At 69.5% G+C, this 15,977-nt stretch carries 13 protein-coding genes; 8 read left to right on the forward strand and 5 right to left on the reverse strand.

What is annotated here, in order from left to right; all coding sequences use genetic code 11:
* Positions 1-24 precede the first annotated feature (24 nt).
* Both I3V78_RS28500 and I3V78_RS28505 read left to right on the forward strand, forming a co-directional pair.
* Positions 25-813, forward strand: a complete 789-nt coding sequence (locus I3V78_RS28500; RefSeq protein ID WP_239576683.1) for an ABC transporter permease — start codon at positions 25-27, stop codon at positions 811-813.
* A complete protein-coding gene (locus I3V78_RS28505; protein WP_204492094.1) occupies positions 810-1,721 on the forward strand; it encodes an ATP-binding cassette domain-containing protein in 912 nt (303 codons plus the stop codon). The genes I3V78_RS28500 and I3V78_RS28505 overlap by 4 nt, the downstream gene beginning before the upstream one ends.
* Before the next feature lie 92 nt (positions 1,722-1,813).
* On the opposite strand, the gene I3V78_RS28510 is transcribed toward I3V78_RS28505, so the two are convergent.
* A complete protein-coding gene (locus I3V78_RS28510; RefSeq protein ID WP_204492096.1) occupies positions 1,814-2,047 on the reverse strand; it encodes a sulfurtransferase TusA family protein in 234 nt (77 codons plus the stop codon).
* A 223-nt stretch (positions 2,048-2,270) separates the two neighbouring features.
* Between I3V78_RS28510 and I3V78_RS28515 the strand changes: the two genes are divergently transcribed.
* Complete coding sequence (locus I3V78_RS28515) at positions 2,271-4,244, forward strand: DsbA family protein (protein WP_204492098.1); 1,974 nt, start codon at positions 2,271-2,273, stop codon at positions 4,242-4,244.
* 85 nt (positions 4,245-4,329) lie between these two features.
* On the opposite strand, the gene I3V78_RS28520 is transcribed toward I3V78_RS28515, so the two are convergent.
* Positions 4,330-4,716, reverse strand: coding sequence for a RidA family protein (locus I3V78_RS28520; RefSeq protein ID WP_204492100.1), 387 nt, complete (start codon positions 4,714-4,716; stop codon positions 4,330-4,332).
* 218 nt (positions 4,717-4,934) lie between these two features.
* On the opposite strand from I3V78_RS28520, the gene I3V78_RS28525 reads away from it, so the two are divergent.
* The 4 genes from I3V78_RS28525 to I3V78_RS28540 all read left to right on the forward strand — a co-directional run bounded on the left by I3V78_RS28525 (position 4,935) and on the right by I3V78_RS28540 (position 9,453).
* The gene (locus I3V78_RS28525) at positions 4,935-5,708 is read left to right on the forward strand and encodes a hypothetical protein (RefSeq protein WP_204492102.1); all 774 of its coding nucleotides are present in this window, start codon (positions 4,935-4,937) and stop codon (positions 5,706-5,708) included.
* Positions 5,708-6,418 carry a hypothetical protein gene (locus tag I3V78_RS28530; RefSeq protein WP_204492104.1) on the forward strand — a complete coding sequence of 237 codons (711 nt, stop codon included), beginning with the start codon at positions 5,708-5,710 and terminating at the stop codon, positions 6,416-6,418. The genes I3V78_RS28525 and I3V78_RS28530 overlap by 1 nt, the downstream gene beginning before the upstream one ends.
* 63 nt (positions 6,419-6,481) lie before the next feature.
* Positions 6,482-7,240 carry a DUF3142 domain-containing protein gene (locus tag I3V78_RS28535; RefSeq protein ID WP_204492106.1) on the forward strand — a complete coding sequence of 253 codons (759 nt, stop codon included), beginning with the start codon at positions 6,482-6,484 and terminating at the stop codon, positions 7,238-7,240.
* A complete protein-coding gene (locus tag I3V78_RS28540; protein ID WP_204492108.1) occupies positions 7,237-9,453 on the forward strand; it encodes a hypothetical protein in 2,217 nt (738 codons plus the stop codon). The genes I3V78_RS28535 and I3V78_RS28540 overlap by 4 nt, the downstream gene beginning before the upstream one ends.
* Here the strand turns inward: I3V78_RS28540 and I3V78_RS28545 are convergent.
* Both I3V78_RS28545 and I3V78_RS28550 read right to left on the reverse strand, forming a co-directional pair.
* The gene (locus I3V78_RS28545) at positions 9,450-10,652 is read right to left on the reverse strand and encodes a cytochrome P450 (protein ID WP_204492110.1); all 1,203 of its coding nucleotides are present in this window, start codon (positions 10,650-10,652) and stop codon (positions 9,450-9,452) included. The genes I3V78_RS28540 and I3V78_RS28545 overlap by 4 nt on opposite strands.
* Positions 10,653-10,718: 66 nt before the next feature.
* Entirely contained in the window at positions 10,719-12,935 is a 2,217-nt protein-coding gene (locus tag I3V78_RS28550) for a RelA/SpoT family protein (RefSeq protein WP_204492112.1), read from the reverse strand.
* 119 nt (positions 12,936-13,054) lie between these two features.
* On the opposite strand from I3V78_RS28550, the gene I3V78_RS40005 reads away from it, so the two are divergent.
* A complete protein-coding gene (locus tag I3V78_RS40005) occupies positions 13,055-14,077 on the forward strand; it encodes an FHA domain-containing protein (RefSeq protein WP_204492114.1) in 1,023 nt (340 codons plus the stop codon).
* 28 nt (positions 14,078-14,105) lie between these two features.
* Here the strand turns inward: I3V78_RS40005 and I3V78_RS28560 are convergent, their stop codons facing one another.
* Positions 14,106-15,908, reverse strand: coding sequence for a serine/threonine-protein kinase (locus tag I3V78_RS28560; RefSeq protein WP_239576685.1), 1,803 nt, complete (start codon positions 15,906-15,908; stop codon positions 14,106-14,108).
* Between the last annotated feature and the right edge of the window lie 69 nt (positions 15,909-15,977).

Consider the following 15,977-nt stretch of genomic DNA (forward strand, 5'->3'; position numbering starts at 1 on the left):
GGGGCCGATAGGGTCCCGGGCGCCTTGAACGGACTGAACGAAACCGTGGTGATCTGGAGCGCCGAGTGTCGGCGCACCCTGCGCAGCTCGCGCGTGGTGGCGCTGCTCGGGCTCTACAGCCTCTTCTCGCTGGTCGTCTTCCTCGCGGCGATCTTCCTGCGCTCCATCGTGCAGCAGATGGTGGATGCCGGGATGATGCCGCCCAGCGAGGAGTTGCCGCTGTCGGTGCGGGGCGTCTACTACCTGAGCCTCTTCTTCCTGCCGCTGTACATCGCGCTGATGGGCTTCGATCAGGTGAGCGGCGAGGTGGGCCCGCGCTCCATCCGCTACCTCACGGTGCGCTCGCGCCGCTCGTCCATCGTCCTGGGCAAGCTGCTGGCCCAGACCACGGTGCTCTGGGCGCTCGTGTTCGCGCTGGACTTCGGGCTGTGTGTCTACACGGCCTTCACCACGCCGGGCTTCGGCGCCGGCGCCTTCGCGCGCTACCTCGTGCACTTCTGGGTGGCCTCGGCGCTCTACTCCTTCGCCTTCCTGAGCCTCACCGCGCTGTGCTCGTGCCTCACGACCAGCCCCGCGGTGAGCCTCATCCTCAACCTGGCCGTGCTGCTCTCCTCCCTCATCCTGTGGATGACGGCGCTGGCCGACGAGGGCAACCCCGTGCGCACCGCGCGCTACCTCTCGCCCCTGCGCTACTCGCTCGGGCTCTTGTCTCCGGAGACCACGCAGGTGGCCCTCAGCGCCGCGGCCTACGCCGTCTTCTCGGTGCTCTTCCTCGGCGGTGCCCTGGCCGCCCTGCGCACGAGGGATCTGTGAGCGACACGGCCATCGAACTCGTCGAGGTCAGCCGCCGCTTCGGCCCCAAGCTGGCGGTGGACGGCGTGAGCCTGCGCATCCAGCGGGGCGAGGTGTACGGCCTCATCGGCCCCAACGGCGCCGGCAAGACGACCACCTTCGCCATGATGTGCGGCTACCTCAAGCCGAGCCAGGGCAGCGTCCGGGTGATGGGGGTGGAGCCCACGCAGGAGGGCGCGCTCAAGGGCAAGCTGGGCGTGCTGCCGCAGGACGCGGTCCTTCCCGGCAACTGGAAGGTGGGCGCCTTGCTCGTCTACTGGGCGAGCCTCAGCGGGCTGGCCGGGCCGGAGGGCGAGGCGCGCGGCGCGCTGGAGAAGGTCGGCCTCGCCGAGGCGTGGAACGTGGAGACCCATGCCCTGTCGCACGGCATGGCCAAGCGCGTGGCCCTCGCCCAGGCGCTCATGGGCCGCCCTCCCTTGGTGCTGCTCGACGAGCCCACCGCGGGCATGGATCCGAAGATCGCCCACCAGGTGCGCCAGGTCATCCAGGAGATGCGCGGCCAGCAGACGGTGGTGGTCTCCAGCCACAACCTCCAGGAGCTGGAGCAGCTGTGCGACGCGGCGGCCATCCTGGATCGCGGGCGGCTCGTGCAGGCGGGCAGCCTCGCCGACCTCACGCGGCAGACGGCCGAGTTCCGCGTCCAGGTGGCGCGGGGCACGGTGCTGCTGCCCGAGGTGCAGGCGCTCGCGGGCGTCGTGTCCGCGCGCCTGGAGGGTGAGAGCCTGCTGCACGTGCGCTTCGACGGAGAGGCCCACCCGCCCGAGGAGGTCATCAGCCGGGTGGTGGGACACCTGCTCCAGACGGGGGTGCTCATCCTCGGCGTGTCGCGGGGCCAACGGCTGGAGGAGCGCGTCCTGCAGCTGACGTGAGCCGGGGCGGCGAGGAAAAAGAACGCCGGGGGAAATTCCGGCTGAAACTCCGGGGCGCCTCGGGTCACTCCCCGGGGATGGCGCCCCGCCCCTCATCCTCCCGCCTTGCGGACCCAGCCCACCCAGAGGGTGTCGCGTCGCTCCAGGCCGAGCAGCTCGTGGCCCGTGGCCTCGCACCACGCGGGCAGATCCGCGGCCACGCCGGCGTCGGTGGCCACCAGCTCCACGAGGGAGCCCGGTGCCGCGCGGCGCATGGCCTTGGCGATCTCCAGGATGGGAACCGGGCAGAAGGTGCCCGAGGCGTCCACGCGCACGTCCGGTCGCATGGCCTCAGTGTAGGCCCGCGCGGGCGTGCGCGCCCGAGGGAATTTCCCTCGGAAATCCTTGTGTTTTCGGGTGCCTGGGTGGAGTCGATGCCCGGGAGCGGTGAACCCGACCGCGCCTTGCGCCCCCGGAATGGGCTCTGTTATCACCCCGCGCCCTGTTGACTGTCCGCACGAACCGGGACCGCAGTTGGACCGACGACGTACCTAGGAGCAGAACACACTCATGAAACCCAATGTACTCGTGGCCCTCCTGGTGGGCCTGTTGCTGGGATTCGCCACCGGCTACTCCGTGAAGGGTGGCAAGGGCGCCACCGAGGGCAGCCGCCCCGTGGCCGCCGCCCCCAACGCGCCCCGTGATGGCAAGCCCTCCGACAGCACCCTGTTCCGCGTGCCCATCGACGGCTCGCCCACCAAGGGCAGCGCCGACGCGCTCGTCACGCTGGTGGAGTTCTCCGACTATCAGTGCCCGTTCTGCGCGCGCGCCGACGCCACGGTGGTGCAGTTGCAGAAGGACTACGGCGACAAGCTGCGCGTGGTCATGAAGCAGAACCCGCTGTCCTTCCACCCGCGCGCCAAGCCGGCCGCGCTCGGCGCCCTGGCCGCCGGTGAGCAGGGCAAGTACTGGGAGTTCCACGCCAAGCTGTTCGCCAACAGCCGCGACCTCGAGGACAAGGACCTGGAGAAGCACGCCCAGGAGCTCGGCCTCGACATGAACAAGTGGAAGACGGACATGAGCAGCCAGAAGCTGTCGGCCGTCATCGATCGGGACCAGGCCATGGCCGGCAAGCTCGGCGCCAACGGCACCCCGGCCTTCTTCATCAACGGCCGCTTCCTGTCGGGCGCCCAGCCCCTGGACAAGTTCAAGACCGTCATCGACGCGGAGCTCGCCAACGCCGAGGCGCTGGTGCGCTCGGGCACCAAGCCCTCCGAGGTGTACGCCGCCGTGATGGCCAAGGGCGTGGACTCCGTGCCGCGCGCCGCCCCCCAGGCCGCCGAGGCTCCCGCCCAGGCCTACCGCAAGGTGGACGTGCCCAACGACTCCCCGTCCTTCGGTCCCAAGGACGCCAAGGTGACGATCGTCGAGTGGTCCGACTTCGAGTGCCCCTTCTGCGGCCGCGTGGGCCCCACGCTCAAGCAGATCAAGGAGACGTACCCCAAGGACGTGCGCGTGATGTTCCGCCACCAGCCCCTGCCCTTCCACCCCAACGCCAAGCCCGCCGCCGTGGCGTCCATGGCCGCGCACGAGCAGGGCAAGTTCTGGGAGTACCACGACAAGCTCTTCGCCAATCAGAAGGCCCTGGATCGCGCCTCGCTGGAGAAGTACGCCCAGGAGCTGGGCCTGAACATGGGCCAGTTCAAGGCCGCCATGGACTCGGGCAAGCTCGGCGACAAGGTGGAGGCCGACTCCGCCGCCGGTAACGCCGTGGGCGCCAATGGCACCCCGACCTTCTTCATCAACGGCCGCGAGATCGTGGGCGCCCAGCCCTTCGACAACTTCAAGCGCATCATCGAGGAGGAGAAGGCCCGCGCGGACAAGCTGCTGGCCGCTGGCACCAAGCCGGCCGACCTGTACGCCAGGCTCATCGAGGAGGGCGTGAAGTCCAATGGCGCCGCCCCCGCGCCGGCCGCCCAGGCCGCCGCCGCCGAGCCCGCCGTGCAGAACATCGAGGTCGGCAACGCTCCGGCCAAGGGCCCGAAGAACGCCCCCGTCACCATCGTGACCTACTCGGACTTCGAGTGCCCCTTCTGCAGCCGCGTGGTGCCCACGCTCGCGCAGCTGGAGAAGGACTACAAGGGCAAGATCCGCGTGGCCTTCAAGAACCAGCCCCTGCCCTTCCACGCCAACGCCAAGCCCGCGGCGCTCGCGGCCCTGGCCGCCAACGAGCAGGGCAAGTTCTGGGAGTACCACGACAAGCTCTTCGCCAATCAGCGCGCCCTGGATCGCGCCTCGCTGGAGAAGTACGCCCAGGAGCTGGGCCTGAACATGGGCCAGTTCAAGGCCGCCATGGACTCCAACAAGTTCGAGGCGCAGCTCAACGCGGACATGGCCGAGGCCACCCGCGTGGGCGTCAACGGCACCCCGAGCTTCTTCATCAACGGCCGCTCGCTCGTGGGCGCCCAGCCCGTGGACGCCTTCAAGCGCGTCATCGACGAGGAGCTCAAGAAGAAGGGCACGGTCGCCGCGGATCAGAAGTAGTCCGCGCCGCTCGACTCCCGACGTGAAGAAGGCCGCCAGGACCCTCGGGTCCGGCGGCCTTCGTCGTTGCGGGGTGCCCGGGCGCTCAGGACACGGCGATGGCGTCGATCTCCACCTTGGAGCCGCGGGGCAGCGCGGACACCTGCACCGTGGCGCGGGCCGGGGGCGCGCCGGGGAAGGAGCGGCCGTAGACCTCGTTCACCCGGGCGAAGTCACCCAGGTCGGTGAGGAAGATGGTGCAGCGCACCACGTGCGAGAAGTCGAGGCCCGCGGCCTGGAGCACCGCGCCCAGGTTCTTCATCACCTGCTCGGTCTGGGCGACGACGTCTCCGGTCACCATCTCCATCGTCTTGGGATCCAGGGGAATCTGACCGGACAGGAAGGTCATCTTCCCGGCGTCCACCTGCACCGCCTGCGAGTAGGGCCCAATCGCCTTGGGGGCGTCGTCGGAGTGCACCGTCTTGCGAGCCATGCGTTCACCTCGGGGAGCGAGGCGGCCGGGAGTGGCCGCGCCTCCCGGGCGGCTCTAGCACCCCGGCTCCGCACGGCCAACCCTCGCCTTGCACAAGAGGTTCCAGGCCAACGCGTGGCGCCACAAGCGCCACGACCGGATTCGCTCCAACGTCATGACCGCGTCCACCCTCTGCCTGGGTCGGGTTATGTTCAACAGGACCTCAAGGGGGAACCGTCGTGAAAAACGTCTTCATCATCATTTCAGGAGGAACGGGAATTTACGATCCCAAGGATCCTGATCAGCATGACCAGACCTGGGACAATTTCGTCACGCCGCCGCTGTTGCGTTCCGCCAGGACAGCACTGCACGACGTAAAAACAGAGGACGTCCACTGGCTGGTCTATGAGCCTGCCTACACTGAACGATGGACGTCTGACCTATCGAACAAAAAGACGGCTCCGACGCAATACGAGCACACCGTCTCCATCAAAACGAAGCACAAACTCTCCAATTATATCGACCTGCTCAAAACTCGCGCAACATCTCGCGGCTGGACATACAAAGGCATTTCCTCGGCAGCAGAAGCCATCAAGTACATCAACGCCATCAAAACCACCAAGATCAGTCGGCTATGGTTTTTTGGCCATGCAAGCGAAGACCTATGGCTTTCCTTGAGCCATGACATCAGGGATCACGAAGCAGTCTCGCCAGACCGAACTGCTGTTTTGAGTATCGGCGATATCGGCAAACTCAACGCCTCATCCTTCATCACACAAAAGGATGCGAGCGCTCCACACAAGTTCTTCGGATGCAACACGAAAAATTTCGCTGAAAAGTGGGCAAGACATCTCAAAGTCCATGCCGAGGGTTCGGATGGGAAGGTCGATTACAAGAAGATTCATGACACAGGCGGGCGGGTAACGCTCAGCCCAGGCGCTCTCTGGCACCAACATAACAATGCGGGCATCGCGCGACTCTTGCTATGGAAATCAGGAGACAAGGTCGACTGATGAAGCAACGCATCGCTTTCTTCGTGCTCGCGCTACTGATCTTGACGGGCGCGTTCATTCTCAAAAACGCCTCACATGTATCTGAGCCTGTCGCGCCTCGCTCCCATGAAGAACCAGAGTATTTCGCGGAGCATACATCGGAATGCGGTCTGGATCTCCTCCACCTCGCGAGCGTGGAGTCTGGTCCCTTCGAAAAAGTGGTTCCCATTGGGCCAGAACAACCGAATGAACGACTCCGTCGAAATGTCTGGCACTGGGGAAGGTACCGAATTCGAGGGCGTTTCACTGGGGCGCGTCGCGAGATCTCGGAATGTGGATCGTTCGCCGAGTTCGAGGTTCATGCATTTCGCCCATGGGGCAAGGTCCAGCGCTGCGCCTCTCCCGGTGCTCTCGATGATTCGATGTTGACCTACACCGAAGCGCTATCCGTGGAGCATTACGTGGCGGAGGATTTCATTGATGGTCCCTGGCCGCCATCCTTTGATGAAGGGACTTGTCGGCTCATCGCCGCGTGTCCGCTGGATCCGCGCCGGGCCGAGTCACGGCCCCGCCCCGAGGATGTCATCGACGGAGAAGAACTTCCTTCGCTCGACGGACGATACTGCCCTCCAGACGTTTCCTGTGGGGAACACGAGAAACGTATTGTCTCATGCGCGGAAGACATCTGGTGTTGTCAGCTCCTGCCCATGAATGACGCGGCAACGCCCTGAGGCATGACAACGCCCGCGCCTCCCTTGCCGGAGCGCATGGCATCGGATGAAGTGCGGGGACCCATGCTCCGACGGCTCGTCCCAGGGCTGCTGCTCACCGGCCTCTGCGTCTGCACGCCCCCCGCCGAGCCTCCCGCGCGGCCCCCTCCCCGGCTCGTGCTGTGGGCCTGGGAGCGGCCCGAGGACCTGCGCTTCCTGTCGCCGGCGGACGCCGAGGTCGCCTTCCTCGCGGCCACGGTCCACCTCACCGAGGAGTCCTTCCGCGTGGTGCCCCGCCGCCAGCCGCTCCGCCTGCCCCCGGGTCTGCGGCCCCGGGCCACCGTGCGCCTGGAGATGCGCGGGGGGGCCTCGCTCGCGCACGTGCCCGAGGCCCTGCGCCAGCGCGTGGCGGAGGGGCTCGTGGACGTCGCCCGGCGGATGGACGCCGCGGGCCTGCAGCTCGACTTCGACGCGCGGGAGTCCGAGCACCCGGCCTACCTGCGGTTGCTGGAGGAGGTGCGCGCCCGGCTCCCCCAGGGCACGCCCCTGTCCATCACCGCCCTGGTGTCCTGGTGCACGCGGGACGGGTGGCTCACCCGGGCGCCCGTGGAGGAGGTCGTGCCGCAATGGTTCCGCATGGGCGCGGACGGCGCCGCGCATGAGGCCCGGCTGCGACGCGCCCCGGTGGCGCCGTGCCTGCACAGCCTCGGCGTGGCGATGGACGAGTGGCGCGCCCCACCCTCCTTCGCTTCCACGGTCTACGTGTTCAACCCGCGTCCCTGGACCGCCCTGGCGTTCCAGACGGCACGCTCGAAGGTGGTGACTCAGGTGGTGACTCCATGAGGACCTTGATCGCGGGACTCGTCTCGGCGGCCCTGCTGCTCGACGCCACGTCCGCGCGGGCCTGCGGCCCCACGCACAGCATGCCCCTGTTCGTCTTCCCCAAGCACCCGGACCGGCCCTTCACGGCCTTCGCGGCGACGCGCTTCGGCATCCTCCTGCCCACCTACCGGCCCCTGTACCTGCTCTACGCGTACCGCACCCTCTCGGGCGTGCCCACGACGCGCGAGGAGCAGCGCACGCTCGCCCAGGGCCTGGCGCGCGAGCAGGACGACGAGCGGCTTTCGGTGGAGGACGCGCTCGCGGAGTGGCGCTCCGTCCGGAACACCCTGCTGCCCGAGGCCCCCAGCGCGGCGCCGCGCCTCACGGAGACGTCGGACTACGCGGAGGTGAACCACCTCCAGGCGCATGCGCTGTCACGCGCCGCCACCACGGCCCGGACCCTGGCCCGGCTGTGGAAGGCGCACCCGGCTGTGACCCAGGAATGGGTGCGCGCCCAGGATCGGGTCTTCGGTCCCTGCGAGGAACCGCGAGGCCTGCCCGCGCTGGAGGAGGCGCTGAACGACGGGCTGTCCGCACCGGAGCGGGCCCGTCGCCTCCAGGAGCGCGCGTATCAGGACGCCGCCCGCCTCTTCTATTGCGGTGGGGTCGAGGAAGCCGTCACCGCCTTCCAGGCGATCGCCGCGGAGCCGACGTCGCCCTATCGGGCTTGGGGGAACTACCTCGCCGCGCGCGCGATCGTCCGGCAGGTGCTCCAGGAGCGCGAGGACTTCGCGTCGCTCACGCCGGAGCAGCGGACCCGGTTCGCGAGGGCGGACACCCTGCTCGTCCAGGTGCTGGCGGACACGGCCCAGCGTGAGGCGCATGCCCCCGCGCGACGTCTGCTCGGGCTCATCCGCATCCGGATGGATCGCGAGGCCCGGCGCTGCGAGCTGTACGCCCGGGTGCTGGAGAAGGGCACGGGCACGGCGCTCGAGTCGGAGCTGGTCGACCTGCACCTGCTCTACTTCAAGGGCGTGGAGGACTGCCCCGGGCTCACGGGCGCGGCGGCGGACCTGCAACTGTGGATGCGCACGGTGAGCGAGGACGTCGAGCCCATGCCGGACGCGGAACAGGAGGCCCGGAAGGCCTACGCGACGGCGCTGGCGAAGTGGAAGAAGGGCGCGCGTCCGGCATGGCTCGTCGCGGCGCTGATGAAGGCCCGGCCGGACTCCCCCGAGCTGCCCGCCCTCCTGGCCGCGGCGGTCCAGGTGCCCCTCGACTCGCCCGCGGGCCTGACGGTGGCCTGGTACACCACGCACCTCATGCGGCACTCGGGCCGGGTGGAGGCCGCGCGGGAGCACCTGGCGCGGCTGACGCCCGCGATGACCGAGGGCCTGCCGTCCGCGGAGAACCTCGTCCGCCGCGAGCGGCTCGAGCTCGCGCGCTCCTGGGAGGAGGTGTTCCGCGAGGCGCCCCGCCAGCAGACGGGCCTGAGCGAGCTGGGCCTCGAGGATCGGTACACGGGGCCCCGGACGCTCCTCTTCGACGACGAGGCCCTGAGCGTGCTGGGCCCCGGGCTCCAGGCCCGCCGGCTGCGGGAGCTGGCGCGCGCGGAGCACCTGTCCCCGCCGATGCAGCGGCAGGCGCGCTGGGCCGCGTTCGCGCGGGCCGCCGTGGTGGGCGAGGACGACACGCTGCGGACCGTGGCCCGGGAGCTGGCCGCGACGGAGCCCGCGGCGAGCGCCGAGCTGCTGCGCCTCGCGGAGCGGCCCACCACCGAGGAGCGACTCTTCGACGCGCGGCTGCTCCTCATGGGCCTGCCGGTGGTCTCGCCCTTCCTCCACCCGACGGGAGACCGGGACTGGGCCGCGAAGTCCAGCCTCACCGAGGACGTGTCCCACGTGCGCAACTGGTGGTGCGTGAGCCCCGAGTGGAAGGACCTCGCGGTGCCCTTCTCCTTCCTGACGCCGGACGAGACCCAGGCGGCGCGCGCGGAGTGGCGCTCGCTGGTGGAGGCGGGCCCCGCGGTGCGTTGGTTCGGCCGGGTGGCCGTGGACTGGGCCCAGGCCCACCCGGAGGACCCCCGCTCCCCCGAGGCGCTCTACCGGGTGGTGCGCGCGAGCAAGCGGGGGTGTGGGGGGCAGAACACGAAGGAGGCGCTGGCGGCCTTCCGGCTGCTGCACCAGCGCTACGGCAAGAGCGAGTGGGCCCGGCGCGTGCCCGTCGTGCACTAGGCGGGGAAGAGCTCCATCGGGAGCACGGCGGGGCCTCGGGTGGTCACCGCCACGTTCCACGTCACGGGACCGGGCTCGCGCACCAGCCGGTCACACCGCTCCAGCAGCGTCTCCACGGCCAGCCGCGCCTCCAGGCGGGCCAGGGGCGCGCCCACGCAGAAGTGGATGCCCTGGCCGAAGGCCAGGCTGGGCACGCCCGTGCGATCCAGGTCGAAGCGGTGGGCGTCGCGGTAGACCGACTCGTCCCGGTTGGCCGAGACGAACTGCACCAGGACGACGGCGCCCTTGGGCAGCCGCACCCCGCCCACCTCCGTCTCCTGGGTGGTGGTGCGCAGGGTGGACTGGGAGGGGGACTCGAAGCGCAGGACCTCCTCGACGAAGCGGGGCACGAGCGCGCGGTCCTGCTTCAAGCGCGCCCAGAGTTCCGGGTGGTCCGCCAGCGTCAGGCCGCAGAGGCCCAGCAGGTCGTACGTCGTCTCCAGGCCGGCGACGAGCAGCAGGACGAGGAAGCCCAGCAGCTCCTCGTCCGACGCCACGCCCCCTTGAGCCCGGGCCTGCAGCAGGTCCGTCACCACGTCGGGCCCGGGCTGGTGCCGGCGCAGCGCGAGGACCGCCTTCAGGTGGTGCGTGAGATCCTCCAGGGTGGCCACCAGCTCGGCCTTGCGCGCCTCGGGGGCGTCCGCGGGGGTGATGCCGACGCCCGTCACCGCATCCGCCCAGGCCTTGAAGCGCGGGGCCAGGGCGGCATCCACGCCCAGCAGCGAGCTCAGGGCGCGTGAGGGCAGCGCCAGCGCCATCGCCTCGACGAAGTCCACCCGGCGGCGCGCCAGCATGTCATCGACGATGGAGCGCGCCGAGTCCCGGATGGACGGCTCCAGACGGGCCACGCCCGAGGCCGAGAAGGTCCGGGTGATGAGCGAGCGCAGGCGGGTATGCGAGGGCGGATCCATCACCAGGATGGAGTCGACCACGGGGTTGCGCATCTGGAGCCAGTCGGGCTGCACGCCCGCGCGGAAGCCCTCGGACGAGAAGAGCTGCGGATTCTTGAGGACATGGAGCACGTCCTCGTAGCGCGTCACCGCCCACATGCCGCCCGGGTCCACCTGCCGCACGGGCGCCTCGCGCCGCAGCGAGGCGTAGAAGGCGTGCGGGTCGTTCCAGATCTCGGGGGCGTAGATGTTGGGTCGCTGGGCGGTCATGGGAGGGCTCGGTGGAGGACCTGGGAGCCTAGGTCCGACCGAGTCCCTCGAACAACACGCCCCGCGTCAGATGCGCTCGACGGAGTAGACGCCAGGCAGGCGCTCGATGGTGCGCATGAGGTCGGTGAGCTGCTTGAGGTCGGTGATGGTGACCTCGAAGGTGTTCACCGCGCGCTCGTCGCCCGTGGCCCGGCAGTTGGCCTGGGAGATGTTGACGCCCTTCTTCGAGAAGGTGTTGGAGATGTCCGCCAGCATGCCGGTGCGCTCGGTGGTGAGCACCCGCAGCGTGACGGGGCGCTTGAAGTCGCCGCGCACGTCCCAGGACACGTCCACGCGGCGCTCGGGATCCGTGGCGAGCGCCTTGTCACAACCCACCGTGTGAACCGTGACCCCTCGCCCACGGGTGATGAAGCCAGCGATGGGGTCCCCCGGCACGGGGTTACAACAGCGCCCGAAGCGCACGAGGATGTCGTCCACGCCGCCGATCTGCACGCCGCTGCTGTTCTGCTTGCCCACCAGCTTCTTGGCGAAGTCGGTGACCTTGGACAGGCCGGGCAGCATGCCGGAGCCCGAGTGTCCGTTGGAGTCGGAGCTGGGGGCGGTGCGGCTGTCGGCCGAGGAGGCCGCGAGCCGCTCCGGAGGCACCACCCGCGCGAGCACCTGGTTGGGCACCACCTTGCCGTAGCCGATGGCCACCAGCAGGTCGTCCTCCACCCGGAAGCCGAGCTCTTCGCAGACCTTCTTCATCTCGCCGTTCTTGAGCAGGCGGTTGAAGGTGAGCTGGTAGCGCTTGAGCTCGCGCTCGAGCAGCTCGCGGCCGAGCTGCAGGCTCTTCTCGCGCTGCTGCTGCTTGATGAAGGCGCGGATGCGCTGCTGGGCACGGCTCGTCTTGACGAAGGTGAGCCAGTCCTTGGACGGGTGCGCCTGGGGGCTGGTGAGCACCTCCACCGTGTCCCCGTTCTTGAGCTTGTAGCGCAGGGGAACGATCTTCCCGTTCACCTTGGAGCCCACGCACCGCCCGCCCACGTCCGAGTGGATGGCGTAGGCGAAGTCCACGGGCGTGGCGCCCCGGGGCAGGCTCTTCACGTCACCGCGGGGCGTGAAGACGAAGACCTCGTCGGTGAAGAGGTCCACCTTCACCGTCTCGAGGAACTCCTTGGGATCCTTGAGGTCCTGCTGCCACTCCATGAGCTGGCGCAGCCAGGCGAACTTCTCGTCGTCCTTGCTGACGGACAGCGCCTTGCCTTCCTTGTAGGCCCAGTGCGCGGCGATGCCTTCCTCGGCCACCTTGTGCATGTCCGGGGTGCGGATCTGCACTTCGATCCGCTCGCCCAGCGGCCCCACCACCGTGGTGTGCAGGGACTGGTACATGTTGGGCTTGGGGATGGCGATGAAGTCCTTGAAGCGCCCCGGCACGGGCTTCCACAGCTGATGCACCAGCCCCAGCGCCTCGTAGCAGGCGGGCATGGAGTTGGTGATGATGCGAAAGGCGATGATGTCGTGGATCTGCTCGAACTCGATCCCCTGCGACTTCATCTTCTTGTAGATGCTGTAGACGTGCTTGAAGCGGCCGCTCACGTCCCCCTTGAGCCCGCGCTCGGCGAGCTTGGTGTTGATGAGGGTGCTCACGTCCTCGATGTACTTCTCGCGCTCCTTCTTGCGCTTGCCCAGCTTGTCCTGGAGCGTGAGGAAGTCCTGGGGCTTGACGTAGCGGAAGGACAGGTCCTCCAGCTCGGTCTTCACCCAGCTGATGCCCAGGCGGTTGGCGAGCGGGGCGTAGATGTCCAGGGTCTCCTGGGCGATCCGCCGCTGCTTCTCCTCGGACATGTGGTCCAGGGTCCGCATGTTGTGGGTGCGGTCGGCGAGCTTGACCAGGATGACGCGGATGTCCTGCGCCATCGCGATGATCATCTTGCGGAAGTTCTCCGCCTGCTTCTCCTCCTGGGAGAGCGTGGCCGAGGCGGAGAACTTGGACAGCTTGGTCACGCCGTCCACGAGTTGGGCGACTTCGGGACCGAACAGCTCGGTCAGCTCCTCGGACGTGGCGAGCGTGTCCTCGATCGTGTCGTGGAGCAGACCGGTGACGATGGAGGCCTCGTCGAGCTTGAGCTCCGCGAGCAGGCCGGCGACCTCCAGGGGATGTATGAGGTAGGGCTCACCGGACTTGCGCAATTGGCCCTGGTGCACCTTGGCCGAATAGACGTAAGCCTTCTTGATGATGTCCAGGTCGGGGTCCGGGTGATAGGAGGCCACCCGTTGGAGGATGTCGTTCAGGCGGATCATCGAGGGGTCATCAATGCTAACTGCCATACCCAGAGCGGGCAACGTCGCTGGCTCGGGATTCGCTCCAAGCGCGCTTTCGTTGACCCGGCCGCGCGCCCACTTCTAGAGTCGCTCCGCCCATGTCACAGCTCCTGCTGTCCGTTCTCGCCGTGGTCTGCCCGACCTGTGACGGCCACAATCCCGCCCGTGCCGAGGCGTGTACCACCTGTGGCACCGCCCTCCAGGCCTCCGCCCGGACGGCCGCCCGCCCCTCGGCCAGGCCCGGGGCAGGGCCCGCCCCGGGTCCGCCGGGGATGAAGCCCTCGAGCCGGACCCCGCCCCCCATGGCCGCCGCCGGAGGGGTGCCCGTGGCGCGCCCGCCGCCCGGCGCCCGGCCCCCCGTGTCCGCGCCGCCCGTCCCTGGGCCGCCCGTGTCCACGCCCGCCGCCCGCCCGCCCGCCGCGCCGCCGCCCCCTCCTGGGGTGGCCCGTCCCGCCGCGCGTCCGCCCGCGGCCGCCTCGCGCTTCGGGTTGATGGTGGTGTCGGGCTCGGCCCGCGGGCAGCGCTTCAAGCTGCCGGTGACCGGCTGCACGGTGGGCCGCTCGCGCGGCGCCATCCTCTTCGCGGATGACGTCTACGTGTCCGCGCTGCATGCCTCCTTCCTCATCCGCGACAACGTGCTGCTCGTGCGCGACGAGGCCAGCGCCTCGGGCCTGTACGTCACCATCTCCGGTGCCGAGGCCCTGACGCCCTACGCCTTCTTCAGCGTGGGCCAGCGCCTGTTCCGCTTCCTCGGCAAGCTCGACGCGCCGCCGCCCCTGGCGGGCCGGCCCATCGTCTACGGCGCGCCGGTGCCTCCCGGCCAGGGCGTCTATGGCGTGGAGGAGGTGCTCGTGGGCGGGCGCAGCGGACGCGCGGTGGTCACCTCCGCCCCCCTGCTCACCATCGGCCAGGCCAACTGCGACTTCTGCTACGCGCAGGAGGAGGGACTGGCCGGACGGCACTGCGAGCTGAGCTTCACCCCCACGGGCGCCCAGTTGCGGGACTTGTCGGGCGGGCTCGGCACCTACGTGCGCATCCCCTCGGGCGTGGAGAAGGCCCTGCGGCCGGGAGACCGGGTGCGCATGGGCCAGCACGTCGTCCAGGTGGAGCTGATGGCCTGAGCGCGCGGCGTGCGCGCGCCGGGGACGGCTACTTCACGTCCTTGGAGTACAGGTCGGGGTCCTTGCGCACCAGCGTGGCCCCGGCCTTGGAGTTCGGCATGTCGCGCAGGTGCCGACGCCACCAGCCGCGCGCCTCGGCGGGCTGATCGCCCCGGGCCCAGTACACCTCGCCGAGCATGAGCGACAGCTCCGGCGTCGGGTCCAACGTGAAGGCGTTGAGGAACTGGGTGGTGGCCATGCGCAAGTCCCCGCGCCGGTAGGCGTCATAGCCCGCCTGCACGTAGCGCTGGGCCGCGCGCGCGTCGCGCTTCTCCTTGGGGATGTTCTGCTCGTACAGGGGCACGCCCGGCGCGGGCACGAAGATGCCGGACTCCTGCCCCGGGATGGGCGCGTTCTTCGGCGGCACGAAGGGCTTCTCGCGCGACTGCTCGTGCCAGCTCGAGTACAGCCAGTAGCCCACCAGGGCGAGCGTGGCCAGGGCGAGCGAGAGCACGAAGGCCTTGAAGAAGCCGAAGCCGCCGCCGGCATCCGCCTCGTCGGGCTCGGACACCGGGAGGATGATGGCCTCGGTCTTGTCCGACAGCTGGGGCGCGGTGAGCAGCGTGGGCAGGCGCTCCTGCGAGGGCCGCTCGGGCGCGGCGCGCATGGCCGTCACGGACACCGAGGGCCGCTCGCGCTGGGGCGCGGGCCCGAGCTGCGTGCGGTCCGCGACCCGCGTGGCCCCACCGCCGCTCTGGGTGTACTCGGGCGCGGCGCGCACGGTGGGCTCGGGAGCGTCCGTCCAGGCCGCGGTCTTGTCCTCGGGCGGCAGGGTGCTCTTGCGCGGCAGCGGGGCGAGGCCCTGGCGGCGGTTGGGCGGCGGCGCCGCGCGCCGCTCGCGCTCCTTGTCCACCACCGCGAACAGCTCCGCCTTGAAGGCCTCGGCGTCCTGCGGCCGGTCATCCGGGCTCTTGGAGAGCGCGCGCATGATGAGCCGGTCCATGGCGGACGACACGCGCACCTCGGGGCGCCGGCGCGAGGGCGGCACGGGCTCCTCGGTGAGGTGCTTGGTGGCGAAGCCCACCGCGGAGTCGGACTCGAAGGGCAGCCGTCCGGTGACGAGCTGGTAGAGGATGACGCCCACGGCGTACAGGTCCGAGCGGTGGTCCAGGGGCGAGCCGCGCGCCTGCTCCGGGGACATGTACTCGGGGGTACCGCAGACGAAGCCGTTGCGCGTGAGCGCGGGCCCGTCGTCGTTGCCGCCGTCCTGGATCTTCGCGATGCCGAAGTCGAGCACCTTGACGACGTCCGCCTCGTTGCGCCGCTGCTCCACCATGATGTTCTCGGGCTTCAAGTCCCGGTGGATGACGCCGGCGTTGTGCGCGTCGTAGAGGGCGGAGAGCACCTGGCCCACGATGCGCGCCACGCGCGGCTCGGGCAGCGGGCCCTCCTTGCTGAGCACGGTGTGCAGGTCCTGCCCCGGCACGAACTCCATCGCGATGAAGAGCGCGCCGTCCTCGGCCTGGCCGAAGTCGAGGATGCTGATGGAGTTGGGGTGGTTGAGGCGGCTGGCGGCCTTGGCCTCGCGCTTGAAGCGCGCCACGGTGCGGTCGTCGTTGAGCAGCGACTGGCGCAGCACCTTGAGCACGACCAGCTTGTCCAGGGCCTCCTGGCGGGCGCGGTACACCTTGCCCATGCCGCCCTCGCCGATCAGCGCCTCGACCTTGTACTTCTGGGCGAGCACACGCCCGACATAGTCGTCCGAATCCGCGCGCGCGAGCAGGGAGCCGCACGAGAGGCAGAACTTGGAGGAGTCATCGGCGGCATCGGCGCCGCAGCTGGGGCAAGACAAGGAGGACGATCCCGGATGCACGAGGGTCAACGGTAGGGTCCCCGAACTTCCCACGAGCATCGGGTTGCC

It is taken from the genome of Archangium primigenium (assembly GCF_016904885.1).
Taxonomy (GTDB): domain Bacteria; phylum Myxococcota; class Myxococcia; order Myxococcales; family Myxococcaceae; genus Cystobacter; species Cystobacter primigenius.

Bases quoted from the DNA above. Each gene is read 5' to 3' on its own strand.
- I3V78_RS28510 (WP_204492096.1), bottom strand. From the start codon at position 2,047: ATGCGACCGGACGTGCGCGTGGACGCCTCGGGCACCTTCTGCCCGGTT.
- I3V78_RS28515 (WP_204492098.1), top strand. From the start codon at position 2,271: ATGAAACCCAATGTACTCGTGGCCCTCCTGGTGGGCCTGTTGCTGGGA.
- I3V78_RS28520 (WP_204492100.1), bottom strand. From the start codon at position 4,716: ATGGCTCGCAAGACGGTGCACTCCGACGACGCCCCCAAGGCGATTGGG.
- I3V78_RS28530 (WP_204492104.1), top strand. From the start codon at position 5,708: ATGAAGCAACGCATCGCTTTCTTCGTGCTCGCGCTACTGATCTTGACG.
- I3V78_RS28535 (WP_204492106.1), top strand. From the start codon at position 6,482: ATGCTCCGACGGCTCGTCCCAGGGCTGCTGCTCACCGGCCTCTGCGTC.
- I3V78_RS28540 (WP_204492108.1), top strand. From the start codon at position 7,237: ATGAGGACCTTGATCGCGGGACTCGTCTCGGCGGCCCTGCTGCTCGAC.
- I3V78_RS28545 (WP_204492110.1), bottom strand. From the start codon at position 10,652: ATGACCGCCCAGCGACCCAACATCTACGCCCCCGAGATCTGGAACGAC.
- I3V78_RS28550 (WP_204492112.1), bottom strand. From the start codon at position 12,935: ATGATCCGCCTGAACGACATCCTCCAACGGGTGGCCTCCTATCACCCG.
- I3V78_RS40005 (WP_204492114.1), top strand. From the start codon at position 13,055: ATGTCACAGCTCCTGCTGTCCGTTCTCGCCGTGGTCTGCCCGACCTGT.